Raw genomic sequence first — 26,168 nt, 5'->3', positions numbered from 1 at the left:
GCTTATGAATGCAACAATCACCATTTGGTCGAAGCACATGACCAAATTCTTCCGCAACCGCGAGGAGCTGGGCGGGCTGCTGCTCCAGCCGATCTTGTGGGTGGTGCTGTTTGGCGTGGGCATGGGCGCGCTGGTGCGCAATGTCGGCGGCAGCGACTACATGTCGTTCATGCTGCCGGGCGTGCTGGCGCTGACGGCGCTAGGCGGCGCGGTTGGCGGGGGCATGGCGCTGCTCGACGAGCGGCTGCGCGGCATTATGAAGGAGTACCTGGCCGCGCCCATCCCGCGCCTCAGCATTCTGCTTGGCAACGCCGCCAGCACGATCACCAAGGCGCTGTTCCAGGCGGCGATTATTCTGCTGGTGGGCGGGCTCATGGGCGCGCGCATCACCACCAACCCACTTGGCTGGCTGGCGCTGGTGGTGCTGCTGGCGCTGTTCACGCTTGGCTTTGCCGGTATCGCGCTGGCCTTCGCGGCGCGCTCGCAGAGCATCATGGGCTACCACGGGCTGATCTTCCTGTTTAATTTGCCGCTGCTGTTTGCCTCGAATGCGCTCTACCCGCTGGTGAACATGCCTGGCTGGATCAAGACAATCGCGCTGGCGAACCCCACCACATACCTGATCGACGCGCTGCGCGCGCTGACGTTCGGCGGCAGCGCGACGATCGCGCTGCCGATCTCGTTCGCGGTAACTGCGCTGTTTGCCGCGCTCGGCACAGCGCTGGCGCTGTGGTCGTTCCAGCGCACCATCCGCTGATGCGCTACCACTCTTCGTACAGCCGGCGCAGCGTGGGGTTGCGCTTCAGCCGGTCGAGGTAGTTGCGCTTGGCGGCGTACACCTGGCTGGCGCTGGCGAACAGCTTGGGGTGGCGCGCCATGATCGCGGCAGGGCGCAAGCTGTACATCAGGTTCTCGACCAGGATCACCTGCTCCTGCTCGGTCTGCACCTCGGCGCGGGCGATCCGCCAGAACTCCAGCCGGTTGATCTTGCCGATCACCTGATCTTCGAGCGGCACAGCCTCGGCGCTGTCGAGCGCCTGCGCAATGCGCTCGTGCTGCATCTCGCTGCGCGCGCAGTCGATCACCGCGCTGGTGACGCAGGTGCGCAGGTAGGCCAGCAGCGCCGCCAGCGTGGGGATGCTGGCGAAGCGCTCGGGCGTCAGCGCCGACCACGCGCGCGCGAACGCCAGGTCGGCGATGTCGCCGCCGTGGTCGAGGATCGTGGCGCTGGCGCTGCAGCGGCCGGCCCAGGCGATCAGCATGGCGCGGTAGCGCGCCGCACCCTCGGCCCACGCCTGCTCGTCGCGCTCGACGATCGCACGGCGGAACAGCTCGTACCCATCGGTCTGCTCGTGTGAATTGTTGTGTGGCTGCATGCCTCCTCCTATGATATCCACTGGCGCGGCGCCGCGTAGTCGCGGCGCCGCGCCGTTGTCCCGCCTCTGTATCTATCAATACAGCTGCGGCGGATTTATCATAGGACTTTCGCTTGCGTGGATTTTTGCCTGCGGCAGCATGGTACTTTTGACTGTTTTGTGTGCGGTTTTTCCGCGCGGAGCGCGAAAACCGCACACAGCGGCGCCTGGCTTCGTTGGACGCTGCAGAAAAGCAATTCGGGGGCGGCACTGCCACCCCCGAACCCGCGCGATCGTATTAGATTTTCTTTGAGTCTGGTTCGCCAGGCATGCGTCAGCTATCTGTTACTTCAGTAGTGCCGCTTGACGTCCGATGATTGCCTAGCTTGGAATTGATATAGCCTAGCACATCACCCGGCGCGATGTGGTCGCTCGCGTGCGGCGGCATCGCGCCGCTCGCGAGCGGCGCGATGCCGCCGCACGCCGAGCGCGGCAAAGATCCCGGTGACCACTGGTGTCGCGAACGAGGTGCCCGACCAGCGCGCCAGCCCTTGTTTATTGGCCGCACCGTTGGGGAAGCTGCCGATGTATAGCCCCAGCACGCCTCGGTTCGGGTCGGCCAGGTCGCCTACCTTGTCGCCGCCGAACGCCGCGAGCCCGACGTTCACCGGGAAGTCGGCCTCGTTGCTGTAGGGCGCCATGTCGCCGGCGTAGTTCAGCGCGGCCACGCCGACGACGCTATCGTAACGAGCGGGGTAGCGCGCATCGGGGTGTTTTTGTATCACTTGCCCACTACCGTCGACCGTTTCTTTGCCGTCGTTGCCGGCGGCGGCGATCACCCTGGTCGATTGTTGATCTAGGAGGTTGCACACGGCCTCGAATGGCTCGATCAAGAGTGGAATTTTGTCGGCCATGCTTTCGTACACATTTGCCCAGAACGGATCCTCATGAGCGAGCAATTCGAGCAGCACTGTGTCGGTCGGCGGAAATTCAAAAAATAGGCTGGCGTTGACGAGCACAACCGCGCCTGTATTCTCGAGGGCGAAGTTGGCGGCGCGCTCAAAACCGCGCGTGATTGTTTCAAGCGTGCCTACACCGTATGGGTTCAGCACCTCTACCAGGTGCAGCCGCGCGGCCGGCGCGATCCGGTTGATGATGCTGGCCACGAACAGGCCATGATCGCTCATGACATAATCATGGTCGGGCAGGAACGTGTTGGCGAGCTCGAGCAAGTGGCTGTAGCCGGCATATTCGATCCGTGGCGCATCGTAGATGTAGCCGAGCGCGCCGTTTGGCCCGATCAGGTTGTCGAGTAGACGGTTATACGGCGTGTCGTCCGGCTGTGCGTTGGTGTTGCTAAGTGGCTCGTCGACCCACTTGCGATACGCGCGCTTCAGATCGACCTCGCACGGCGCGGTGTCGAGAATAAAGATGTTGGCACAGGCGCCGCGCTCGGCCAGGGTTGTTTCCAGCCCAAGCTCGGCGGGTAGCTCGACTGGATTGAGCTGTAGTGTTGAAATAGTCGCCGGGTCAGGTGGCACTGGCCTGCTGCCAGGCCCGCCTGAGCCGTCGGGCTCGGGCGCGCCGCCAGAAAACCAGTTGGCCGTGGCCTGGCGAATGCGAAAAGCGCCCTGGCCGTATGGCAAATCGCGGATCTTGTCGTTGATATGAGCTAGCAGAACTAAGAACTCAAGCTCATCCCGCCGCTCGGGCTCGACGACACGCGCGAACGCCAGCGAAAACCTCTGGAGCTGGCCCTCGGGCCTGCGCTCGCCGCGATTAAACGTCACAACCCGGTCGGGGTCGAATTGGATTGCGTCGAATGGAATGATATCCGCAAAGAGATTATGCCGCTCCTTGATCTGGCCAATAATGTTCCTCGGCGTCAGATTCTCGTCGTGCTCGATATACAGCGCGAACTCATTCGGCGCGAAGTGTACGCGGTGGCGTAGCTGCTGGTTTGGGTCATACGCTTGAGTCATACATGCTTTCCTTTCACGTGGGTTATGCCAACACGACTTGAACATGCGACATGGAGCATGGACAAAAGGCAGAAGACCAAGGACGAATAGCGCGGTCGCCCGTCCTTCGTGCAGCCTTGACGGATCTCTCGACCGCTTTGGTATTACTCACCCGACAATGGCCGTGGGTCGCCGGCCAGCTGGAACGCACCCCAGAAGGCCGGATGCAGATCAGGCGCGTCGGCGTGGATTGCCCGTTGCGCGGCACGCAGGGCTGCCGTCTTCGATGCCCCGGCGTGTAATGATGTATACAGGCGCTGCATAAAATCGGTCGTCAGCGCGTCAGGGATCTGCCACAGGCTGGTGATCAGCGCGCCCGCGCCGGCGTACAGGAAGCCGCGCCCCAGGCCGATCAGCTCGTCGCCGGCGGCCACGTGCGCGCGGCCAGTCTCGCAGGCGCTGAGCGTCACCAGCTCGTAGCTCAGATCGTGCTGCAGCAGGTCGTCGGTGTAGAGCTGCCCGTCGCCAAGCTCGATATACGAGAGATCCGGCTGGTCGAGCCGGTGCTGGCCGTGGGCGGCGATGTGCAGCAGCTGTGTTGGCGGGCTGCCCAGGCGCGCGCGCGTCGCCGCGCTTTCGGCGTGGATCTCGCCGCCAAACAAATCGTGGACGATCCGCGCTTCGGCGAGCGTCTGGCTGAGCCGCCCTTGCCAGGAATGGCACAGTACTCGCGCGCCGGGCGCACGCTGGGGCGGGCGCCGCGTCAGCAGGCCGGCCGCCGGAAGCACCACAACTTCGCGGCGCTCGATCGCGTAATGCTCGCCGTCGTACAGCAGGTGGAATGGCAGGTAGTGCAAGGCGCCGTACGGCACGACAATCAGGCGCTCGATGCCGCCCCAGCTGCCCGCCAGCGGTGCAAGCAGCGCTTCGTATAGCTGGCCCAAAATCCGGTGGGCCACGCGGGCAAGGTTGCGAGATAGCGGCGTGCCTGCGCCGGCTTTCAGCGCGAACTCGACATTTGCCCGAAGCTGCGCGATCAGCTGGTCGATCGCGGCGGTGCTTGTGGGCAGCCGGCGCATGGCAAGCTCCGACCGGCCAAGCGTGAAGGCCCACATAGTGTTCCCATCGTTGTAGAACTCGACCAGCAGCGTGCCTGGCGCAAGCTGCTGCTGCACTTCGCCGGTCTGCGGCGCGGCGACGGCAGCCTGTCGGTCATCGCCACTTTCCAAATACAGCTGCTCGGTGATCGCGCGCATGCGCCCCTCGCGTAGCGCGACCTCGGCGCGCGCCTGCTCGGGTGCAATTCGCGGCTGCTCGCCCTCCTCAAGCGCCACCTGCTCGTAGGCAAGGTGGTAGAACCAGCGGTGCTCGGCGCGCAGCCGGCTCAGCTCCTCTACCAGCGATTGGTAATGCGCACCGGTGTTGCGCCAGCGCAGCTGCTCGCGATTCGATAGATAGCCCAGAATATTCTGTGATTTTGCGCCTTCCAAAGCTTCAAACGCGCATACAGCCTGCCCGGATCCGAGGTACAGCCGCATGATCGCCGCGAAGGCTTCTCCTCTGGTATCGAGGAAGTTCGAGCGCAGCGTGATTGTCAGGCGGCGCTGGAGCTGATCGATGGTGGCGATTGCCGCGCGGTAGTGGCGGAGCGCGCGCCGCTCCTGGCCAAGCCGTTCGGCAATTGCGCCGAGCAGCAGGTGGGCGTCGTAGCGCAGCGTTGGGATGCTGCTTTTGCCGATCGCCAGCGCGGCGCGCGCACAGCTGGCGGCGGCGTCGGGCGCGCCCAGCGCAAGAAACGATTGCCCGCGCAGCACGTTGGCGGTGCCATACTCGACTGGGTATTGGCGTAAGCTTGCGATGCTGGCAGCGGCGATATCGAGCGCGGCCAATGTGTCGCCGGTGCGCAGCGCTAGCTGCCCACGGCGCAGCTGTGCAATATCGTGCCAGGTGGGCGCGCCAATGCTTGCAAACAATGTTTCGGCCTGTTTGAGCGCGTATGCCGCGGCCTGTGTCTGGCGCAGGTTGGCCTCGGCGGTTGCCAGGTGGATGAGGGTAAGGCCCTCGCGATAAGCGGACTCGTGCGCGCGGTACTCGCCGATGACGCGCTGCGCCAGGTCGCGCGCCTCGGTGTAGCGATTGAGCAGCAGGTAGATTTCGACAATGTCACGGTCGACGTGGGTCGCGTCAAGCGCCAACCCCTGGCTGCGGTACGAATCACGGACGTGGTGCAAAACGCTGAGCGCTGTGCGGTACTGCCCCTGCAGCATTGCTATATGCGCCAGGTTGTGCTCGATCAAGGCCATGCCGCGCGGCTCGCGCCGCTGCTCAAAAAGCTGCTTTGCCTGCTCGTAGTAGTGCTTGGCTTTGCCGAATTCGCCGAGCATGTGGTGGCAGAACCCCAGGTTCGTGGCGAGCAAGCTGGTGTGCTGGGCGTTGTTGCGGCTCAGCTGGGGCAGGATCTGCTGCGCTGCCAGGTAGAGCTCCAGCGCGCGCTGCTGGTTGCCGAGCCGGCTGTACGTCATGGCCAGGTTGTTGTACAGCCCGAACAGGCGCTCGTGCTCGGCGTAGCGCTGAAAGATGCCGCGCGCAATTTCGGCGTCGTCGGTGGCCTGCCGTACCTGCTGAAGCTCCTGGCAGATCACCAGCCGCCCGATGCGCGTGCGCGCCCAGCCCACCTCGTCGCCGATCGAGCCGAACAGCTCGCCGGCGTGGCCAAGCAGCCGCCAGGCTTCTTCGACATTGCCGACGAACTTGAGCGCGTCGCCGCGCGCCATGGTGCCGAGCGCCTCTTGCCATACATCGCCGCGCGCCCGGCCGATCGCTACGATCAGGTCGGCGAACTCGACCGACTGGTTGGCGTTGATCCACCAGTGCCGGTCGGCCTCGCCCTTGAGGTACTCGACCAGCGCGGCGGCGTCGGCATCGCTCAGCTGCGCGAGCAACAGCGGCAGCATGGCTGGCGCGGCCCGCAGCCGCGCGGCCAGCTCGGCCGGGTCGACGATCTGGAGCATCTCGGTCATAGTGCGCTCGATGTGCAAGAGCGAGGAGCCAGAAGCGGCCACACTCCGCTGTGAGCCGCGGGCTGCTCGCTGCTGGCTGGGGGCTGCTGCCTGCCAACGACCAAATGCCGACTGCCAACTGCCAATAGCCGACTGCCGACGACGAACTGCGTGGTACAAGCTGCCGAGTTTGTCCGACTGCGTGTTTGGATGTGAGCGGGTGGCGCGAGGGGGTGAAATGAGGGGTGCTGTGGCTCGCTCTATATACTAAACGGGCGGAAAAGGCAAATTCGTGGTTAAAATATGATGTACAATAGTGGCTCTTTTACCCACGCTGCTGCGTGCTGTGCCACGAGCGCCAGCTCGACGGAGAAGCCCATGAGCGCTGCCGACAGCCTGTCGATCGACGACCTGGCGCGCCTGTGCGCGTCCGAGACCGACAAGTTCAACCGGCGGCTGCCGAGCGATACGCGCTTTTGTTTCGAGCTGTTCCGGCGCGCGCTGGCGGGCGGCGTCTCCGAGGCATTTACGCAGCTCTACCGGATCTACGATCGCCAGATGCAGGCGTGGGTGCAGCGCCACCCGCAGTTCGTCTACAGCGACGAGAGCGCCGAGTATTTCGCCAGCGCGGCCTGGGCGCGCTTCTTCTTCGCGCTGCGCGGGGCAAAGTTCGCCGAGTTTCGGTCGCTGCCGGCGGTGCTGAGCTACCTCAAGCAGTGCGTGCATACGGCAATCGCGCTGTACCTGCGCGACCAGCAGCGCGCGCGGCTTGCGCCGCTCGACGCCGGCCAGCTGGCCGATCTGCCCGACTTGCCCGCGCGCGTGGTGAACGAGCAGATCGCCCGGCGCATCGTCGCGCTGCTGCCCGACGAGCGCGACCGGGTGCTGGCGCACGCGCGCTTTGCCGAGCAGCTGATGCCGCGCGAGATCGTGCGCGCCTACCCCGGCTGGTGGAAGGACGAGCGCGCGGTGTCGGTCGATATCTACCGGATACGGCGGATCTTGCGCGCGGATGCCGAGCTGCGCAGCCTGCTCGACCTGCCCGAGGCCGAGCCGTAGAAGCTGTTAGAAGCTGTTTGAAAAGGGTGGTTTGGAGAGACTTTGTCCCTCCAAGTTTCCACTTTTCTGGCGGGTGGCGGCCACATTCTGGCCGCCACCGCGCCAGAAGAGAAGTGCGAGGCTATGCCCCTCGCGCACCCCCTTTTCAAACAGGCTCTCAGCACCATCCATGAAAAAGTACCGCCCTGCCGAAGGCAAAAACGCGCACCGCGTAACTTGTGTGAATAAGTACTATTTAGTGGATTGATAAATTCGCCGCGATTGTATTTATCTGCATGCGATGACCTATTTCATCCCGGCTAGCACAGGTGGAACATGACGTGTAGCATCCCGCCGCCGCTCACGAGCGATCAGCTCTCCGCCGCGCTCGACGATCTGGCCGAGCCGGATGTGCTGGCGCACCTGGCCGGCTGCGCGCACTGCGCTCGGCGCCTTGCCGACGCGCGCGCGTTCGAGCGGCGGCTGAGCGCGCGCCTGTACCGCTGGGATTGCCCATCCCCCGACGAGCTTGCCGAGTACGCGCGCGGCCGGTCGGTCTCGCCCCAATCGCTGGCCGATCACCTGGCCGGCTGTGCGCGCTGCGCTGGCGAGCTGGCCGATCTGCGCGTATTTCTCGCCGATGCCGCCGCGCCCAATCCGCTTCCCGCTGCGGCCCCACCGCGCCGCCCGATCGCCGCACCGCAGCGTATTGCCCGGCTGCTGCCGCACCAGCCTGCCGCAGCCCTGCGCGGCGCCGGCGATGGCCCGCTGGTGGCCAATGCCGGCGACGTGACGATCTTTCTCGATTTCCAGCCGCGCGCCGATGGCTTGCTGGAGGCCCAGGGCCAGCTGGTGGCCGACGACCAGGCCGCCTGGGAGGGGGCGCTGGCCGAGCTGCGCCAGGGCGGCGCGCTTGTCGCCACAGCCGCCGTCGACGACCTGGGCTCGTTTCAGCTGGCGGCGCTCGCCCCCGGCTCCGCCGAGCTGCGCGTCACCAACGCGGCCGGCCGCATGATCGTGGTCGCGGATATCGGCCTGCGCTAGCCGCCGGCCCAGCCGACTAACCCCAGCCGCTCGAGCAGCCTGAAATACGCCAGCAGCCCCTCGGCGTCGCGCACGTCGGTCTCCAGCTCGGTGAGGTCGAGGATCTCGCCCAGCGTGCGCGCGCCGTCGGCCCAGTACAGCGCCACGTCGGCCGGCAGATCCATGAACTCGCCGTGGCGCCGTATTGTGCTGCGGGCGGCGGCGCGCTCGGCCTCGGGCAGGCGCCGCAGGTAGGGCTGCAGGCTGATTGGCCCACGGAAACGCCGCACCGGCACGAGCCGCGCCTCGGCCTCGGGCAGCGCCGGGCGCTCGGCGACGCGCCAGCTCTCGAGCGCGTCGCGCGCGCGCGCCCAGGCCGCGTCGGCGACCGCGCGCGCCTGCTCGCGCCAGGGCCGCGCGTCGAACGCCGGGTCGAGCCGGCGCAGGCTCTCGAGCGCGGCCTCCTGCCGATCGAGCCGGAACGCCACGCGCGCGCCCCACTCGGGGCCGTGGGGCGCGGCCCCGCCCAGCGCGGCGGTGGTGGCGCTCTGCAGCTTGCGCGCCAGCCGCACCTCGAAGCGATAGTTCATCTCGCGCGCGAGCCATGCCACCTCGCGCGGGCCGGCGCTGGCCACGAAGTAGGCGTAGGTTGCCGCCAGCGCCGCCGCCCGCGCCAGCGAGCGCGGGTCGACACGGTCGAGCGTGTCGGCAGTGGTGTGGTAGAAGCGGTCGGGCCACTGGATGAGCATTGGCGAGGGCACGCCCACCGACGGATCGCCGAAGATGTAGTGGTCGCTGCCATTGGAGAACGGCACCACTGCGTGGCGGAACAGCGGGAACTCGCCCTGGCCGTTGAAGGTGTGGGCCTGGCCGAAGTAGCCCTCGCGCAGCGCCTCGAGCAGCGGCGCGGCGAAGCTGGGCATGGCGTCGGATGTGCGGATCAGCAGCCACGAGCTGCCGCACTGCTCCTGGTCCTCGCCGACCATGTCGAGGTTCAGGCCGGCGACCAGGCGCGGTAGCTCGGCCTCGTGCGCGGCAAGGTACGCGTACGTTCCGGTCATCTCGGGCATCCACAGGAAGCGGATGCCGCGGCGCGGCTGCGGCAGCGCGCCCGACGCGATCAGCGCCGCCAGCGCGCGCGCCGCCTCCATGGCCGCAGCCGCGCCGCTGGCGTTGTCGTTGGCGAAGGGCGCCGGGTGGCACAGGTGCGCGCTGATGACCACCTCCTCGCCGGTGGCGCCAGGGATGAGCGCCGACACCGTCTCGATCGTGCCGTCGGCGAAGTGGCTGCGCACGCGCGCGCGCGCCCGCACGGCCTGGCCGCGCGCCTGGGCCCGCGCGATCGTTCGGCGCAGCTCGGCGCCGGCGCGCGGGCTGAGCGCGAAGCCGAACGCGCGCGTCTCGCCGCCCCACCACCACCACGACGCGTACTGGATGTCGTCTTGCAGGTCGCCGGGCGGGCAGACCTCGGGCACGCTGCGCATGCCGTCGAAGATCAGCCCGGCCGCGCCGAGCTGCTCGATTGCCAGCGGGTGCGCGGCCATCGGCATGCTGCGGGTGAGCACGAGCTTGCCGCGCACGTCGAGCCCGGCGTAGTGCTCGGGCCGGTCGCCGCCCTCGACGGCCACCACCTCGTACTCGCCGTCGGCCGGGGCGCTGCGCGGCATCAGCGAAAGCGGCACGGCACGGTAGTCGGCGAGGCGCCGCAGCTCGCCGCCCGGCTCGACCAGGTGCAGCGTGGCGTCGTCGCACCACCACTCCTGAAACATCGGCTCGGCCCAGGCATAGGCGCCCTCGCGGGCCGGAAATTGCTCGAGCTGAGCCTGCGGCCCGTAGCTGGCCACGGTGGCGCGCAGCCACTCGGCGGCCTCGCGGTACATCGGGCTGGCCTGGATGCGGTGCCACTGGCTGATGCGCGCGACTAGGCGCTTGGCGGCGTCGCCGGAGACCTCGGCGTTGAGGGCGGTGAGGAGGTGCTGGTACATCGGGTTTCCTTTAGTTGCTTGTGTGCGGGCTATGCGAATGGTGTTGGGGGCTGCGCGCCCCCGTACTCCGTGAGGCGTATTCGGGGGCTGCGCGCCCCCGCGCCCCGTGAGGCGTTCGGGGCTGCGCGCCCCCGTGCCCCGTGAGGCGTATTCGGGGGCTGCGCGCCCCCGTGCCCCCGTGAAGTGTAGTTACGGGGCTGCGCGCCCCGTGCCCTGCGGCAGGGGCGTGCCGACGCCCCTGCACCCGGATGGGGCGCTGCCCCAGGCCCCTTAAAGAATGCCGTCACCACCGAAATGCTGGTGGCTCATGCCCCGTGGCATCGAAGAACGTGAAACAGTTGCCCTAAGGCGTACGCGCATCACATTGTGGTACCAAAGAACGTGAAACGGTTGCCCTGAGGCGTACGCGCATCACATTGTGGTACCAAAGAACGTGAAACGGTTGCCCTGAGGCATGATCGCATGACATTGCTCGCTGGCACGGCGCTCTTTCAGCCGGAAAGGTTGTAGGAAAACCGGCAGGGTTTTCCTACTCGAGGCACGGGGGCGAAGCGCCCCGACTGTCTCCCTACTCGGGGGCACGGGGGCGAAGCGCCCCGAAAGACTATCCCATGTCCCCACTTGGGGGCACGGGGGCGAAGCGCCCCGAAAGACTATCCGATGCCTCCACTCGGGGGCACGGGGGCGAAGCGCCCCGACAATGCTTCCCTACTCGGGGGCACGGGGGCGAAGCGCCCCGAAAGAATATCCCATGTCCCCACTTGGGGGCACGGGGGCGAAGCGCCCCGACAATGCTTCCCTACTCGGGGGCACGGGGGCGAAGCACCCCGCACACCACCAGGCCAGATATGATACCATAAAGACCTGCGCATAGCTGATGGAGAAAGGCACGATGGCTATTTCGATGTCACGGACGCGGCCGCTTCCGCCCGGCCGGCGTGGTTTCCCCGTGCTCGGCGAGACGGGCGACTGGGCGCGCGACCCGCTTAAGTTCGCCCGCGATCGGCACGCGCGCTACGGGCCGGTGTGGCGCACTCACCTCATGGGCCGGCCCACCGCGGTGCTGCTTGGCCCCGAGGCCAACCGCTTCATCCTCGGCACGCACATGCACCTGTTCTCGTCGCGCCAGGGCTGGAGCAAGACGATCACGTCGCTGATCGGCGACGGCCTGTCGCTGCTCGACGGCGCCACGCACCGCCGCCACCGCGCCATGATTATGCCGGCGCTGCACGGTGCCGTGCTGCAGGGCTATGCCGCCGAGATGCAGGCGCAGGTGGCGGGGCATGCGCAGCAGTGGCTGGCGCTGGGCGAGCTGCGGCTGTTCGACGGCTTCAAGCGCCTGAGCTTCGATATCGCGACCCGCCTGATGCTTGGCCCGCAGCTCCAGGACGAGGCGGCCGAGTGTTTCAAGCTATTCCGTACCTTTACGCGCGGCCTGTTCGCGCCGCCGGCCTGGCGCCTGCCCTGGCTGCCCTACGGCCGCGCCTGGGACGCCGGCCAGCGCCTGCGGCCGATCCTGGCGCGGATTGTGGCCGAGCACCGCCGCGCCCCCGCCGATACCATCCTGGGCACGCTGGTAGCCGCGCGCGACGAGGCCGGCGAGGGCTTCAGCGACGCCGAGCTGATGGACGAGCTGCTGGTGCTCCTGTGGGCCGGCCACGATACGATCACCTCGCTGCTGACGTGGGTGGTGTATGAGCTGGCGCGCCACCCGGCCGTAGACGCCGAAGCGCGCGCCGAGCAGCTCGCGCTGGGCGGGGCTGCGCTCGACGCCGCCGCTCTCAAGCGCATGCCCGCGCTCGACCGGGTGCTGCGCGAGGCCGAGCGCCTGCACCCGCCCGCGCCCGGCGGTTTCCGCGCGGTGGTCGAGGAGTTTGAGTACGGCGGCTTCCACATCCCAGCCGGCTGGAATGTGATGTACTCGAGCGTGTTCACCCACCACATGCCCGAGCTGTGGCACGATCCCGAGTGCTTCGACCCAGCGCGCTTCGCCGCGCCGCGCAACGAGGGCCGGCAGCCGTTCTGCATGGTCGGCTTTGGCGGCGGGCCGCGCGTGTGCGTGGGCCTGGCGTTCGCGCAGATGCAGATGCGCATCGTGATGGCGTACCTGCTGCGGAATGTGCGCTTCGAGCTGCTGCCTGGCCAGCGCTTCGACCCGGTAGCAGTGCCGACGCGCATGCCGCGCGACGGGCTGCGCGTGCGCGTGCAGCGGAGCACGTGATCTGCCGGATTCGATATTACTCTTCGGCGCGCCGAAGCAGCCGAAACGCCCGGCCGAGCGCGACTATCGCCAGCGCGGCTAGCAGCAGCGCCGCGCCGAAGCTCAGCGCGAGGCGCAGCGCCAGCGCGAGCGCCCCGAGCAGCAGGCCGGCGCCCAGGATGCCGAGCAGCTGCCGCAGATGCGCGCGCTCGACTGCGGCGGTGTCGCCGGAGGCGCCGCGAATGCGCGCGGCGAAGCGCTCGAGATCCCAGCCGGCCAGCGCCGCCGCCACCCCTGCCAGCGCCAGCGGGCCGGCGACGCCAAGCGCCACGCCGGCCGCCGCCGCGCCAGCCAGGCCCAGCAGGCCAAGCGCGCCTGCGGCCGGCCACGCGCGGCGCAGCCCCACGAGCCACGCGCCGCCAATCGCCAGGCTGGCCGCCGCGCCCGGCCAGCTCGCGGCCAGCGCGTAGCCCAGCGCCAGAAGCAGCGTGGCCAGCCCGATCGCCAGCGTGGCCGCGCGACTCATAGCAGGCTCCTCGGCGGGGCGGGCCGGCTGAGCGCCGCCGCAGCCACCTGCTGAAACGGCTGTGTCACCTCCCACTCGACCACCGCCACGCCGGCGCGGCGAATGTCGTGCAGCAGGCTGGCGCGCGCCAGCCGCGCCAGGCGCGCGCCGAGGTCGGCCGCGTTGCCAGGCGCGAGCGCCGCGCGCTCGTAGGCCACCGGGTCGGGGCTGACGACCAGCAGCTGGTAGCCGCGCGCGCGCAGGCGCAGCAGCACGTCGCGGTCGCGCGGCAGCAGCGGGCTGACGAGGATCAGCTGGGAGCGCGCCGGGAACAGCCGCGTGGGGATGCGGTCGAAATCTTCGAATACCGGCGCGTCGCCCAGCTCGGCGCGCGCCAGCGCCCGCAGGATGCGCTCGCGCTGCACCTTGCCGTAGCCGGGGAATGTCCAGCTCAGCGTGTTGCCGTACACCAGCAGCCCGACCCGGTTGCCCTGGTCGAGCATTCCGGTCGCAAGCGCTGCGGCGGCCTGCACGCCATGCTCAAGCAGCGAGCCCTGGCCGGTGCGGATGTCGCTGGCCTGGCGCACGTCGAGGATAATGCCGACCTCGACGGCGCGCTCTTGCTCGAACTCGTTCACGAACAAAGCCTCGGCGTGGCGCGCGCTCACTCGCGCGCTGATCCAGCGGGTCGGGTCGCCCGGCTGGTAGGCGCGCACGCCGAAGAACTCGACGCCTGGCCCGCCCTGGCGCGCCGGCACCGACCCCGCGTAGATCTGCGTCTGGCGCGGGCGAATGGCCAGCCGGCGCAGGCCTGGCACCTCGGGCACCACGAACAGCTGCCCCGGCGCGGCCAGCGGCTGGCTGCGCGTCAGCAGCCCCAGCCGGTCGCGCGCGTGCGCCAGCACTTCCTCGAATTGGTACAGCCCGCGCGGCCCGCTGACGGTGTAGGCGAGCTCGATCGACGCGCCCGGCGCGAGGCTGGCCACCGCGCGGGGCGCGCCGCCAACCAGCGCGAGCCGCGCGGGCACGCGATCCTCGAGCAGCAGCTCGGCGATGGCCGGGCCGGTGTTGGTGGCCAGCACGCGCACTTCCACCGGCGCCCCCGCCGACACCCGGTCGGCGCTGAGCGTGCGGGCGACGCGCAGGCTGGGCGCGGACGGCCGCGCCAGCAGGCCGGCCGCCAGGTACACCAGCGGCGGCAGCGCCAGCGCCAGCAGCGCGCCGTTCAGCGTGGCGAGCCCGGCCAGCACCAGCGCATAGATCAGCAGGCCAAGCCAGAGGGCCGCGCGCATCAGCGCCCCCTTTCGACCGCCGGCACCGCCACCGAGCGCAGTGTATCGGCGACGACGTCGTCGGCGGCGCGGCGCTGCATCCAGAAGTCGGGCGTCAGGATCAGGCGGTGGATCAGCGCCGGCTTGACGAACGCCTTGACATCGTCGGGAATGACGTAGTCGCGGCCCTCAAGCGCCGCCTGGACGCGCGCCAGCTTCAGCAGCGCCAGCGAGCCGCGCGGGCTGGCGCCTACCGCCACGCGCCGGTCGCGCCGGGTGGCGTCGGCCAGCAGCACGATATAGCGCTCGATGTCGGCGTCGACATACACTTCCTCGATCGCGTCGCGCAGCGCCAGCAGCTCGTCGCGGCCGGTCACCTGGCCGATCGGCTGCTCGTCGGCGCGGCGCTCGCGGCGCCTGCGCAGGATCTCCTGCTCTTCGTCGACGGTCGGGTAGCCGACGGCCAGCTTCATCAGGAAGCGGTCGAGCTGAGCTTCGGGTAGCTGAAAGGTGCCCTCGTACTCGATCGGGTTCTGGGTGGCGATGACCATAAACGGCTCGGGCAGCGCCATTGTCTCGCCCTCCAGCGTCACCTGGTGCTCCTGCATGGCCTCGAGCAGCGCGCTCTGGGTTTTGGGCGAGGCGCGGTTGATCTCGTCGGCGAGAATGATGTTGGCGAAGATTGGGCCTTTGCGCAGCTCGAAGCGACCCTGCGCGCGGTCGTACACATAGCTGCCGGTGATATCGCCCGGCAGCAGGTCGGGGGTGAACTGGATGCGGCGAAACTCAAGCCCGAGCGCGGTGGCGAAGCTTTTGGCGATCAGCGTCTTGGCCAGGCCGGGGTAGTCTTCAAGCAGCACATGCCCGCCGGCCAGCGTCGCGGCAAGGATCTGCGCCAGCAGCGGGCGCTTGCCGACGATCGCGCGCTCGACTTCGGCGATCACGCGCGAGGCGGCGCGCGCCACGTCATTCACGGCCTGGCTCATAGGATGCTCCGATCGTTGTATGCAGCGATTGCTCGAAGAACGCCAGCGCCACCGCCGGGTGGAGATCGAGCGGGTCGGGCGGGGTGGCCGGGCGCGGCGCCAGCGGCCACAGCCGGCGCGGCGGCTGCTGGTAGCTGCGCCGCCCGGCGCGCAGATACTCGCGCACGGGCGCCGGCATGGCCACGCGCTCGCTTTCGAGGTACTGCCAGGGCGCCGGCTCGTCGGCCGCCAGCAGGGCCACGGCCAGCTGGGCCAGGCGCGCGGCGAGCAGCCAGCGCGCGTAGTGCTCGCGCTCGGCGGCGGCGGCCAGGCTGGCCCACTCGGCTACCGCCGCGCGCGCGGCGCCGGGCTGCGTGGGCGGCACAGGCCGCCGCCGGGGCGGGGCGGCCAGGCTGCGCCACGCGGCCACTGCGGCCAGCGCCACAAACGCGCCCCACACGATCGCCTGCGGGATGCTGCCGAGCAGCACGCCGGCCAGCCAGAGCAGGTACAGCAGCGGCACCACCAGCGCGTCGCGCAGGCCGCCGGTGATCGCCAGCGCCAGCAGCGCAAGCAGCAGCAGCGCCAGCGCGGCCACGCCCAGCCGGCGGCTCACTGCGCGCCTCCGTAGGCCCGCGCGATCGCCGTCAGGCACTCAATCGCCTCGTGCTCCTCGGCGGCGTCGGCGTGGCGCGAGCCATAGCGTACGCGCTCAAACAACCGCGTCAGCCGGCGAATGTGCTCGTCGCGCAGGCCGGCGGCGGCCAGCTGGGCCTCGAACTCGCGCGGCGTCGCGCTCGGCGCGCGCGCGACGCCGCGGCTCTCGCCGAGGATGCGGCCCATCTCGCGGTAGCAGCGCAGCACGGCGTCGCGCAGGTCGGCGCCGGCGGCGATGCCCTCGGCGGCGGCCTGGGCCTCGTCGGCGAGCAGCGCGCTGGCCGGGCGCTCGGCGCGCTCGGCGCGGGCGCGCCGCCAGGCCAGCCAGATCGCGACGATCAGCAGCGCCGCCGCGAGCAGGCCGATCGCGGCTACCAGCCAAGGCGCGGGCTGTGGGTCGAAGCTGGGGAATGGCTCGGCCGCAGCGGGTGGCGGCGTAGGCAGCGCCGCCTGGGGCGCGGCGGTTTGCTCGCCGGGAAGGGCGCGTAGCAGCGCCAGCAGGAGGTACACCAGCGTGATCGCCGCCAGCGCCAGCAGTAGCCTACGCAGCAGCTCGCGCCGCAGATCGGCCGAGACGATCAGCGCTGCCGCGAGGAATGCCAGCAGCCCGAGCCAGATCGCCCCGATAATTGCCTGCCAGAACGCCAGCGACGCTGGGTCGACCGCGCGGGCTGACGCGCCGCCGCCGAACAGCACGCGCAGCGCGCCGAAGTCGTACAGGTGGCCGGGCGCGAAGGTGAGGCGCGGGAGGCCGGCGGCGAGCAGCACCAGGGCGCCGATCGCGCCGCCAAGCCAGATCAGCGCCCAGATGCGCTCGCGGGGCATGGCAACTCCCGATTCGCTGTGGCGCCGCGCGGGCACGCCCAATGCGGCTGACGGTCGGGCGATTATACCAGCCCTGCGGCCATGCCGGCAAACGCCCGGCGCGCTGCCCTGAGGCATGCGCCACCGGCGCTCGGCACGCGGCGGCGCTCGTTTCACTTCCCGCGCCGCGCCGCTGGACATGCGGCGCCGTATCGGGTAGCATGGCGGCGAACCAGCAGCCCGCCGAACCGTATGCCCGAGCCACTACGCCAGAGTATCGAGGCCACCATCGCGCTCAGCGACGCTGAGTTCGCGCTGGCGCGCGCCATGTTCACGCCGGTTGCCGTGCGCAAGAAGGCGCTGCTGCTGGCGGCCGGCGAGCCCTGCCAGGCGATCTACTTCATCGAGCGCGGCGCGCTGTTCTCGTACGCCGCCGACGCGCGCGGCGATATCCACGTGGTGCAGTTTGGCATCGACGGCTACTGGATCGCCGATCTCTCGAGCTTCTTCTCGGGCGCGCCGGCGCTGTTTACGATCGAGGCGCTGACCGACAGCGCGCTGCTGGCGATCGACGGCGCCGGCTTCGCGCGGCTGTGCGACGAGCTGCCCAAGTTCGAGCGGCTGTTCCGCATCCAGCTTCAGAACGCCTATATCGAGCTGCAGCGCCGCATCGCCCGCACATTCGGCGACGACGGCCAGCGCCGCTACCTGGCGCTGCTGGCGCAGCACCCCGAGATCGTGCAGCGCTTCCCGCAGTACCTGATCGCCTCGTACCTCGGCATCAAGCCGCAGTCGCTCAGCCGCATCCGCCGCGCGCTCAGGCACGCCGCCGATGAACCTATGTGAATGACAGGCCGCGCGCCTGGCGGTATGATTGCGGCTGCGCGCGGATGTGCCCGATCATCGGCGCGCCGGCACGACGATACATCGAACGATAGGAACCAACGCAATGGACTGGAGCAAATCGGTGAAGCCGGCCGGGATGCGGCTGCACGAGTTCGGCAACCTCACCGACACCTTCGCGGCCACCGAGAAGATGCCGCTGCTGTTTGTGGGCCACGGCAACCCCATGCTGGCGATCACCGACAATGTGTTTAAGCACGGCTGGCAGGAGCTTGGCCGGCGCCTACCGCACCCCAAGGCCATCCTGTGCATCTCGGCGCACTGGCTGACGCGCGGCACGTTTGTGACAATGGCCGATCCGCCGCGCACGATCCACGACTTTGGCGGCTTCCCGCAGGCGCTCTACGACGAGCAGTACCCCGCGCCCGGCGCCGTCGACTACGCGCGCATGACGATCGAGAATGTCAAGCGCGTGGCCGTGCACGAAGACTACGACTGGGGGCTCGACCACGGCGCCTGGTGCGTGCTGAAACCGATGTTCCCGGAAGGCGACATCCCGATCTTCCAGCTGAGCATCGACGCCACCCAGCCGCCACAGTACCACTACGAGCTTGCGCGCGAGCTGGCGTTCTTGCGCGGCAAGGGCGTGCTCATCGTTTCTAGCGGCAATGTGGTGCACAACCTGCGCATGATGCGCATGCACGGCAGCACCTACGACTGGGCGGTCGAGTTCGATGCGATCGTCAAAGACAAGCTCGAGGCCCACGACGACCAGCCGCTGATCGAGTACCAGCGCTTCGGGCGCGTGGCCCAGCTTGCGGTGCCGACCAACGACCACTACCTGCCGCTGATGTACACGCTGGGCCTGCGCGACGCCAGCGACGAGCTGTCGTTCTTCAACGACGAGTTCGACCTTGGGTCGCTCTCGATGCGCAGCGTGATCTTGAAGTAGCCGCGCGCGCCGCACTCCGCCGGAGCGAGCACAAGGCCCGCCTTGGGCTCACGCCAAGCCCCGTCGCGCCGCCGCTCGGGAACCGCCTGGTGTCTTGGCGCCTTGTGTCTTGGTGGTAAACAGGCTGTTCAAACAGCCTCTGAGACGTAATACCAAATCCGGCTGATCGCTTGGATTATGGTGGGGGTTCGGGGGCGGCGAAGCCGTTCCCAAAATTTCGTTTTCTTGTGCGGCGCCCGGCAAAGCCGGGCGCCGCACAAGAAAACACAAGTAATCAAACTGAGTTGGTATAACCACCAAGACACGAAGATACCACGATCGTGTCTATCGTGTTGGTGCTTTCTCAGCGGAGAACCGCTTGGTGCCTTGGCGCCTTGGTGGTAAACCGGCTGTTCAAACAGCCTCTTAGGGTGTCTCGGGTGCTGCTTTGCGGCTTGAATGGAACGCGTTCTTCCTTGAGTGGAACGCGTTCTTTCTTGAGTAGAAGGCGTTCCTCCTTGAGTGGAACGGGTTCTTCCTTGAGTAGCAGGCGTTCCTTCTTGAGTAGCAGGCGTTCTTCCTTGAGTAGCAGGCGTTCTTCCTTGAGTAGCAGGCGTTCTTCCTTGAGTAGCAGGCGTTCTTCCTTGAGTTCGCGCTAACCCTAATACACGCCTGGCCAGTAGGGCGCCGTCAACGTCCGGCGCTCTTTGCTTTCATCGCCTCGCCTGCGTGCAGAGCATTCCCCGACTCTAGGAGGCGCAGGGGCAGGCTAGGGTGATCGGCACGACATTGACATCGCCCAGCCCACGCTCGCCAAACGCTGGCGCCAGCCGCACCCCTGTGCTACAATGCCGCCATGATCACCGACTTCGCCGCTCTGCTGCGCCGTATACCCGGCTACAGCGGCCAGATCGCGCACGTGCAGCCGCTTGCGCCACGCTCGCCGGCTTTCGCCGAGCCGCTCGCGCCGCTGCCCGCCGCGCTCGCCGCCGCGCTCGATCGGCGCGGCATCGCTCGGCTGTACGCCCACCAGGCCGCCGCGCTCGACGCGGCCCGCGCCGGCGCGCACATTGGCGTGGTGACGGCTACAGCCAGCGGCAAGACGCTGTGCTACCAGCTGCCGGCGCTTGAGGCCGCGCTGACCGACCCGCACAGCCGCGCGCTGTTCCTGTTCCCCACCAAGGCGCTGGCCCACGACCAGCTGCGGGCGCTGAACGAGCTGCTGGGCGGGCTGAACGCGGCGGATCAAAGCACAAAGAGCAAAGACCAAAGCGACGAGAATTCGGCTTTGCTCCTCGGCCGTTCGCCCTTTGCCATACATGCGGCGACACTCGATGGCGACACGCCGCGCGGCGAGCGCGACGCCGTGCGCGCCCGCGCGCAGATCATCCTCTCGAACCCCGACATGCTGCACCGCACCCTGCTGCCCGACCACGCGCGCTGGGCCGGGCTGCTGCGCAACCTGCGCTTTGTGGTGCTCGACGAGTCACACGTCTACCGTGGCGTGTTCGGCAGCCACGTGGCGCTGATCGTCCGGCGGCTGCGGCGGCTGTGCGCGCACTACGGCGCCGCCCCGCAGTTTATCTGCTGCTCGGCCACCAGCGCGAACCCGCGCGAGCACCTGGCCGCGCTGGTCGGCGATGGCGTGACGCTGATCGACGGCGATGGCGCCCCGCAGGGAGCGCGCGAGTTTATGCTCTGGAACCCGCCGGTGATCGACGAACGACGAAAGACCAAAGACCAAGGATCGTCGTCACGCCTTTCTTCGTCCTTCCCCGCTCGTCCTGCGCCCGAGAGCGGCCGCCGAAGAAGCACCAACATCGAAACGGCCAGCCTGCTGGCCATGCTGGTGCGCGCCGACGTCAAGACGCTGGCGTTTACGCGCACGCGCCGTGGCGCCGAGCTGGTGCTGCGCTACACCCGCGAGGCGCTGTCGCAGGCCGGCTCGCCGCTGGCCGAGCGCGTGGCCGCGTACCGCGCCGGCTACACGTCCGAGGATCGGCGGCGGCTCGAGCGCGCGTTTACCAGCGGCGAGCTGCTGGGCCTGGTGAGCACCAACGCGCTTGAGCTTGGCGTCGACATTGGCGGCGTCGACGCGGTGGTCATCGGCGGCTTCCCCGGCACGGTCGCCAGCGCCTGGCAGCAGGCCGGGCGCGCGGGCCGCAGCCAGGGCCATAGCCTGGCGCTGCTGGTGGCGCAAGACGACCCGCTCGACCAGTTTTATATGCGCCACCCCGAGCAGTTCTTCGCCCGCCCGCACGAGCACGCGCGCGTCGCGCTCGAGAACCCGTTTATCCTGGCCGACCAGCTGCGCTGCGCGGCGGCCGAGCTGCCGCTGCACGACGCCGACGCGCTCTGGTTTGGGGCGGCGTTCGCCAACCTGCGCGACTGGCTGCTGCGCCACGGCGAGCTAGCGCCAACCGCCGATGGCGGCGCCGCGCTGGCAGCACGCCACCCGGCCGCCCAGGTGAACATCCGCAGCGCCGATGGCGAGCCGGTGGCGCTGCGCGATAGCGAGAGCGGCCGCACGATCGAGCAGGTCGCGGCAACGCGCGCGCCGTTCGAGGTGTACCCCGGCGCGATCTACCTGCACCAGGGCGACGCCTACCTGGTGTCGGCGCTGCACACGCGCCACGCCGAGGCCCGCCGCAGCCAGGTGAACTACTACACCCAGCCAGGCGACGAGACCGCGATCTCGGTCGAGCGGGTGCAGCAGCAGCGCGCGCTCGGCCCGATCAGCCTGAGCCTCGGCGTGGTCGAGGTGACGCGCCAGGTGACCGGCTACAAGCGCAAGGAGCACTACAGCGACGCGGTGCTGAGCGAGCACGACCTGGCGCTGCCGCCGCAGAAGTTCCGCACGATCGCGGTGTGGTGGACGGTTCCGGCCGAGCTGTGCCGCCGCGTCGAGGACGTGTGCGGCGATGTGCTCGACGCGCTGCACGCCATGGAGCACGCCTGCATCGCCTTGCTGCCGCTGTTTGCCCAGTGCGACCGCGCCGACATCGGCGGGCTCTCGCAGGACGCGCACCCCGACACCAAGGCCGCGACGATTTTTGTGTACGATGGCGTGCCTGGTGGCGTCGGCATCGCGCAGGTCGGCTACGAGCAGGCCGAGGGCTGGTGGGAGCAGACGCGCGCGCTGCTGATCGACTGCCCCTGCGCCGAGGGCTGCCCTGCCTGCATTCAGTCGCCGAAGTGCGGCAATGGCAACCAGCACCTTTCCAAGGTCGGCGCGGCGGCGCTGGCCTCGCTGCTGCTCGGGAAGCCGGCGCCCACCGCCAGCACGCTGCCCTCGCGCGGCGCGGCGCGCTCCAGCGGCACCGCCACGCCGCAGAGCCTGATCGAAGACCTGCGCGGCCGGCTCGAGCGCGCCCGCGCTACCCCGGCCGGGCCGCGCCGCGCCGCGCTGCTGGTGGCGCTGCGCTACCGCATCAGCGTCGAGCGCGACAAGCTCGCCAGCGAGGCCGACCGCGCGGCCCTGCGCGAGATCGAGGCTGCGGCGGGCGCGCTGTAGTGTAGCGCGCGCCTCGCCGGATCACGTTGCTGCCGTAGGCAGAACAAGCCTATATCGCAGGCGACCGCGTACGTCCTATCAAAAAGAGATGATTTTGGAAGGCTTGCGCCCTCCAAGCCTCCCGCCTGCGATGACACCGCGTAACTCGTGTACATCAGGGAGCGCCCTGCCGAAAACTGAGCCAGGGCTTGTGCAACGTCTTTCGACCCCTCCCCCTACCTCCTCCCCTGACAGGGGCGGGGAAACACATCTGGCTGTGAGGGCCGACGTTGCACGAGCCTGAAAACTGAGCGCGCCAACTACGTAAGCCACGAAGATATCAGCTATAATCAGCCCGCTTTGTCTGCTATCTACGAAGGAGCCACCTATGGAGAACAATCGCTTGCGGGTCGGCGTGATCGGCGCCGGCATAGGCGAGCTACACCTGGCCGCCTATCGCAAGCTGCCGCGCGTCGAGATTGCGGCGCTGGCCGGGCTTGACGACGAGCGCGTGCGGCGCGTGGCGGCCGAGCAGGGCGTGCCGCAGACGTTCCGCGAGTATGCCGACCTGCTGGCCGCGCCGGGCATCGACGCGGTGAGCGTGTGCTTGCCCAACGCGCTGCACCTGCCGGTGACGCTGGCCGCGCTCGAGGCCAACAAGCACGTGCTGGTGGAGAAGCCGCTCGCGCGCACCGCCGACGAGGGCCGGGCCATGGTCGCGGCCGCGCGCGAGCGCGAGCGCGTGCTGATGATTGCATTTAACCATCGCTACCGCGGCGATGTGCAGTGGGTCAAGCAGTACGTCGAGTCGGGCGCGATCGGCCGGGTGTACTACGCCAAGGCGCACTGGATGCGCCGCGCCGGCATCCCGCGCCTGGGCAGCTGGTTCGTCAGCAAAGAGCAGGCCGGCGGCGGCCCGCTGGTCGACCTGGGCGTGCACGTGCTTGATATGGCAATGTACCTGATGGGCGAGCCGCGCGCCACTGCGGTGAGCGCGAACACCTACGCCGAGTTCGGGCCGCGCGGCCTGAAGAACTGGGATCTGCGCGACCAGTTCAGCAACGAGCGGCGCCCCTACGAGGTCGAGGACCTGGGCACGGCGTTTGTGCGGCTCGAGGGCGGCGCGACGCTGCTGCTCGAGGCCAGCTGGGCTACCCACAGCGCCGCCGGCGACGACTTCGGCGTGACGCTCTACGGCACCGAGGGCGGCGTCGAGCTGATGGTGCGCAACTACACCCACGAGAACACCGTGCGTGTCTTCTCCGACATCGGCGGCGTGCCGACCGACATGGCGCCGAAGATCCGCAAGCAGGGCGGCCACGACACGGTGATCGAGCGCTTTGTGGCGGCGGTGCTCGACGGCGCGCCGCAGGTGCCCAGCGCCGACGATGGGCTGCGCCGCGCCGAGATCATCGACGCGTGCTACCGCTCGGCCGCCGAGGGCCGCGAGATAGCGATATAGCCAGGCGGCACGCCGCCTGGCTCAGGCCGATAGATCTGCCCGCTCGCCAGAGCCACCGCCGTGGAGCGAGCGGGCAGCCGTTCTTTGCGCCGGCGAAACGCCAGCCAGTGCCGCCGCTATGGCACGCGCACCCCCCTAACGTCACCTCTTTACCCAGCAGCGCCTGCACGCCAGCCGTGGGCAGCGCGCCGACAACTGTGCCGGCGGCGGCGCTAAAGGCCGTTGAGGTGCACCCAATTCGAGCCTGCGGCTGTTCGCGTGCGGCGGGCTTAGCGCCGAGGCCAAAAAAAAGCGCGGGGGCGGCTTTGCCGCCCACGCGCCCGGCAGATTGTTTGGCTATACGCAGCGGCCGCCTACGGCGTCTGCACGCTCGATGTCGTCTGCGCATCGCGCGTAGTGCCGACGCCATGATCATACACCATCTTGCCGCCGTAGTGCCCGGTGAGCACCACCAGCGCCAGGCCAGCCACGGCGGCCGTCGTCCACAGGCCGCGGGTCAGGCGCGCCACGCCGGCCGGCAGCGAGCGGCCGCCGCGCAGGCGCGCGAACATAGGCTCGGTCAAGAACAGCAGGCCGCCCTCGATCAGCAGCAGCAGCCCGTAGATATTGCGGGTCATCTCGCCCAGCTGGGCGTGGGTCTCGAGCAGCGAGCCTTCGGCCACGGCCTGCGGCACCGAGCCGGGGTCGCTGATGTCTTCGAGCTCGGGCATCATCTGCTCGGCGCGGTGCTCGGCGGCCTCGCCAGTTTCGGTGGCGAGCACTGCCGTGGCCACGCCGGCGGCCAGCAGCAGCGCCGCCGCGATGCGCAGGCCGCCTTTCGACCAGAACAGGCTGAGCAGGGTAAAGACGACGGCGGCGGGGATCAGCACGAGCGGCGCATGCACGATCAGTGGGTGGAGCGAAGCAGTTGTCGGCATTGTTTTCCTCACATTGTACGGCTTGAACGACGGTTTGATACTAAGTGTATCAGTTACGGGCGGATTGTAGTGTTCCAACATTGGAATCATCTTAAGCATAGCACTGCAGCGTCTACTATTGTGGATCAGAATCTGCTCAAAAACCGCTTGACATAGCTATATAGTAGGAGTATACTGCGATTTAGGCGAACCTAATAAATATATTTTACCTGGCAAAGCAGCCACGGCGGTAGGTATACAAGCGGTTTCACCCAGGCTCGTGTGGCCTTTCGCCCGGCCGAAACAGCGCCGGCGCGCAGCACTCGCAGCAAGCACAGGAATGTGGAGGCATCCCCATGGTCGAAAGCAGTCCCTCGCAGCGCTACTCTGCCGAGCCTGGCTGGCGGCTCAAGCGCGCCATGCCCTCGCTGCCGGAAGTCTTCGCCTCGGTGCACGTGCCCACCAGCGGCGGCTTCTGGCGCAAGCTGCTGGCCTTCGCCGGGCCAGGGCTGATGGTCTCGGTTGGCTATATGGATCCCGGCAACTGGGCCACCGATCTCGCGGGCGGCGCCCAGTTTGGCTACCTGCTGCTCTCGGTGATATTGATCTCGAACTTCATGGCCATCCTGCTGCAGCACCTCTCGCTCAAGCTCGGCATTGCCACCGGGCGCGACCTGGCGCAGGCCTGCCGCGACCACTTCTCGCCGCCGGTGGCGATGGTGCTGTGGGTGCTGTGCGAGGTGGCAATCGCCGCGTGCGACCTGGCCGAAGTGATCGGCTCGGCGATTGCGCTGAACCTGCTGTTCGGCATCCCGCTGGTGGCCGGCGTGCTGCTGACGGCTGCCGACGTGCTGGTGGTGCTGCTGCTGCAGCACCGCGGCTTCCGCTACCTCGAAAGCCTGGTGGCCGGGCTGATCTTTCTGATCGGCGGCTGCTTCGCCTACGAGCTGATTGCCGCGCAGCCGGCGATGGGCGCGCTGCTGGTCGGGCTCATCCCTTCGCCCCAGGTTGTCTCTAACCCTGGCGCGCTGTATATCGCGATCGGTATCCTGGGCGCCACGGTGATGCCGCATAACCTGTACCTGCACTCGAGCATTGTGCAGACGCGCGCGTTCGAGCGCGACGATGCCGGCAAGCGCCAGGCGATTACCTTCGCGACGATCGACTCGACCGTGGCGCTGCTGTTCGCGTTCTTTATCAATGCCGCAATTCTGATCACCGCTGCGGCTGCATTCCACGGCACCGAGCACGCCAACGTGGCCGACATCCACGACGCCTACCAGCTGCTGACGCCGGTGCTCGGCGCGACATTCGCCAGCACGGTGTTTGGCGTGGCGCTGCTGGCTTCGGGCCAGAACTCGACGCTCACCGGCACCCTGGCCGGCCAGATCGTGATGGAAGGCTTTCTGAACATTCGCATGCGGCCGTGGCTGCGCCGGCTGATCACCCGCCTGATCGCGATCGTGCCGGCGGTGATTGTCGCGGCGCTGTATGGCGAGCGCGGCACCGGCGAGCTGCTGGTGTTCAGCCAGGTGATTCTGTCGCTGCAGCTGAGCTTCGCGGTGGTGCCGCTGGTGATGTTCACCAGCGACAAGCAGAAGATGGGCGCGTTTGTGAACCCGCGCTGGCTGAGCTGGCTGGCCTGGGCGGTGACGGCGGTGATTGTGGTGCTGAACGGCTACCTGCTGGTTCAAACTGTCGCCGGCTGGCTGTAGCCTAGCCGTGCTGCGCGCCGCGCCTTCGCCGGTAGCGCGCAGCACTGCCTCTCCCTCGCTGCAGA

General features: G+C 68.5%; 19 protein-coding genes. 9 read left to right on the top strand and 10 right to left on the bottom strand.

Annotated elements, in window-relative coordinates; all coding sequences use genetic code 11:
- Positions 1-4 precede the first annotated feature (4 nt).
- Positions 5-757, top strand: coding sequence for an ABC transporter permease (locus U0177_RS11815; protein ID WP_409570833.1), 753 nt, complete (start codon positions 5-7; stop codon positions 755-757).
- 4 nt (positions 758-761) lie between these two features.
- Here U0177_RS11815 and U0177_RS11810 read toward each other — a convergent pair whose 3' ends face one another.
- The 3 genes from U0177_RS11810 to U0177_RS11800 form a co-directional block, all read right to left on the bottom strand.
- Complete coding sequence (locus U0177_RS11810; RefSeq protein WP_409570832.1) at positions 762-1,376, bottom strand: sigma-70 family RNA polymerase sigma factor; 615 nt, start codon at positions 1,374-1,376, stop codon at positions 762-764.
- 389 nt (positions 1,377-1,765) lie between these two features.
- Positions 1,766-3,337 carry a S8 family peptidase gene (locus U0177_RS11805; RefSeq protein WP_409570831.1) on the bottom strand — a complete coding sequence of 524 codons (1,572 nt, stop codon included), beginning with the start codon at positions 3,335-3,337 and terminating at the stop codon, positions 1,766-1,768.
- 143 nt (positions 3,338-3,480) lie between these two features.
- Entirely contained in the window at positions 3,481-6,336 is a 2,856-nt protein-coding gene (locus tag U0177_RS11800; RefSeq protein ID WP_409570830.1) for a CHAT domain-containing protein, read from the bottom strand.
- A 357-nt stretch (positions 6,337-6,693) separates the two neighbouring features.
- Here U0177_RS11800 and U0177_RS11795 point away from each other — a divergent pair, with 357 nt between their 5' ends.
- Together U0177_RS11795 and U0177_RS11790 are read left to right on the top strand one after the other, a co-directional pair.
- A complete protein-coding gene (locus tag U0177_RS11795; RefSeq protein WP_409570829.1) occupies positions 6,694-7,374 on the top strand; it encodes a hypothetical protein in 681 nt (226 codons plus the stop codon).
- Between the two features lie 315 nt (positions 7,375-7,689).
- Positions 7,690-8,397: a hypothetical protein gene (locus U0177_RS11790; RefSeq protein WP_409570828.1), complete on the top strand. Its 708-nt coding sequence runs from the start codon at positions 7,690-7,692 to the stop codon at positions 8,395-8,397.
- Here U0177_RS11790 and U0177_RS11785 read toward each other — a convergent pair.
- Positions 8,394-10,361 carry a DUF4910 domain-containing protein gene (locus U0177_RS11785; RefSeq protein ID WP_409570827.1) on the bottom strand — a complete coding sequence of 656 codons (1,968 nt, stop codon included), beginning with the start codon at positions 10,359-10,361 and terminating at the stop codon, positions 8,394-8,396. The two genes, U0177_RS11790 and U0177_RS11785, sit on opposite strands and share 4 nt — an antisense overlap.
- 892 nt (positions 10,362-11,253) lie before the next feature.
- On the opposite strand from U0177_RS11785, the gene U0177_RS11780 reads away from it, so the two are divergent.
- The gene (locus U0177_RS11780; RefSeq protein ID WP_409570826.1) at positions 11,254-12,582 is read left to right on the top strand and encodes a cytochrome P450; all 1,329 of its coding nucleotides are present in this window, start codon (positions 11,254-11,256) and stop codon (positions 12,580-12,582) included.
- Between the two features lie 16 nt (positions 12,583-12,598).
- On the opposite strand, the gene U0177_RS11775 is transcribed toward U0177_RS11780, so the two are convergent.
- The 5 genes from U0177_RS11775 to U0177_RS11755 are packed head-to-tail and all read right to left on the bottom strand — an operon-like array spanning position 12,599 to position 16,784.
- The gene (locus tag U0177_RS11775; RefSeq protein WP_409570825.1) at positions 12,599-13,087 is read right to left on the bottom strand and encodes a hypothetical protein; all 489 of its coding nucleotides are present in this window, start codon (positions 13,085-13,087) and stop codon (positions 12,599-12,601) included.
- Positions 13,084-14,358: a DUF58 domain-containing protein gene (locus U0177_RS11770; RefSeq protein ID WP_409570824.1), complete on the bottom strand. Its 1,275-nt coding sequence runs from the start codon at positions 14,356-14,358 to the stop codon at positions 13,084-13,086. Before U0177_RS11770 ends, U0177_RS11775 begins: the two co-directional genes overlap by 4 nt.
- Positions 14,358-15,323 carry an AAA family ATPase gene (locus tag U0177_RS11765; protein ID WP_409570823.1) on the bottom strand — a complete coding sequence of 322 codons (966 nt, stop codon included), beginning with the start codon at positions 15,321-15,323 and terminating at the stop codon, positions 14,358-14,360. The genes U0177_RS11770 and U0177_RS11765 overlap by 1 nt, the downstream gene beginning before the upstream one ends.
- Positions 15,304-15,918, bottom strand: a complete 615-nt coding sequence (locus tag U0177_RS11760) for a hypothetical protein (protein ID WP_409570822.1) — start codon at positions 15,916-15,918, stop codon at positions 15,304-15,306. Before U0177_RS11760 ends, U0177_RS11765 begins: the two co-directional genes overlap by 20 nt.
- Positions 15,915-16,784, bottom strand: coding sequence for a DUF4129 domain-containing protein (locus tag U0177_RS11755; protein WP_409570821.1), 870 nt, complete (start codon positions 16,782-16,784; stop codon positions 15,915-15,917). Before U0177_RS11755 ends, U0177_RS11760 begins: the two co-directional genes overlap by 4 nt.
- A gap of 231 nt (positions 16,785-17,015) precedes the next feature.
- Here U0177_RS11755 and U0177_RS11750 point away from each other — a divergent pair, with 231 nt between their 5' ends.
- The 4 genes from U0177_RS11750 (at position 17,016) to U0177_RS11735 (ending at position 23,492) form a co-directional block, all read left to right on the top strand.
- Positions 17,016-17,609, top strand: coding sequence for a Crp/Fnr family transcriptional regulator (locus U0177_RS11750; RefSeq protein WP_409570820.1), 594 nt, complete (start codon positions 17,016-17,018; stop codon positions 17,607-17,609).
- A 103-nt stretch (positions 17,610-17,712) separates the two neighbouring features.
- Complete coding sequence (gene ygiD, locus U0177_RS11745) at positions 17,713-18,558, top strand: 4,5-DOPA dioxygenase extradiol (RefSeq protein WP_409570819.1); 846 nt, start codon at positions 17,713-17,715, stop codon at positions 18,556-18,558.
- Positions 18,559-19,393: 835 nt separating this feature from the next.
- Positions 19,394-22,051: a DEAD/DEAH box helicase gene (locus U0177_RS11740; protein WP_409570818.1), complete on the top strand. Its 2,658-nt coding sequence runs from the start codon at positions 19,394-19,396 to the stop codon at positions 22,049-22,051.
- Between the two features lie 367 nt (positions 22,052-22,418).
- A complete protein-coding gene (locus U0177_RS11735; RefSeq protein ID WP_409570817.1) occupies positions 22,419-23,492 on the top strand; it encodes a Gfo/Idh/MocA family protein in 1,074 nt (357 codons plus the stop codon).
- Positions 23,493-23,845: 353 nt separating this feature from the next.
- Here the strand turns inward: U0177_RS11735 and U0177_RS11730 are convergent, their stop codons facing one another.
- A complete protein-coding gene (locus U0177_RS11730; protein ID WP_409570816.1) occupies positions 23,846-24,409 on the bottom strand; it encodes a DUF2231 domain-containing protein in 564 nt (187 codons plus the stop codon).
- 335 nt (positions 24,410-24,744) lie between these two features.
- On the opposite strand from U0177_RS11730, the gene U0177_RS11725 reads away from it, so the two are divergent.
- A complete protein-coding gene (locus tag U0177_RS11725) occupies positions 24,745-26,103 on the top strand; it encodes an Nramp family divalent metal transporter (protein WP_409570815.1) in 1,359 nt (452 codons plus the stop codon).
- Positions 26,104-26,168: the final 65 nt, after the last annotated feature.

Source organism: Kouleothrix sp., from assembly GCF_046328425.1.
Taxonomy (GTDB): Bacteria; Chloroflexota; Chloroflexia; order Chloroflexales; family Roseiflexaceae; genus Kouleothrix.
This window is presented reverse-complemented; position numbering and strand designations above follow the sequence as displayed.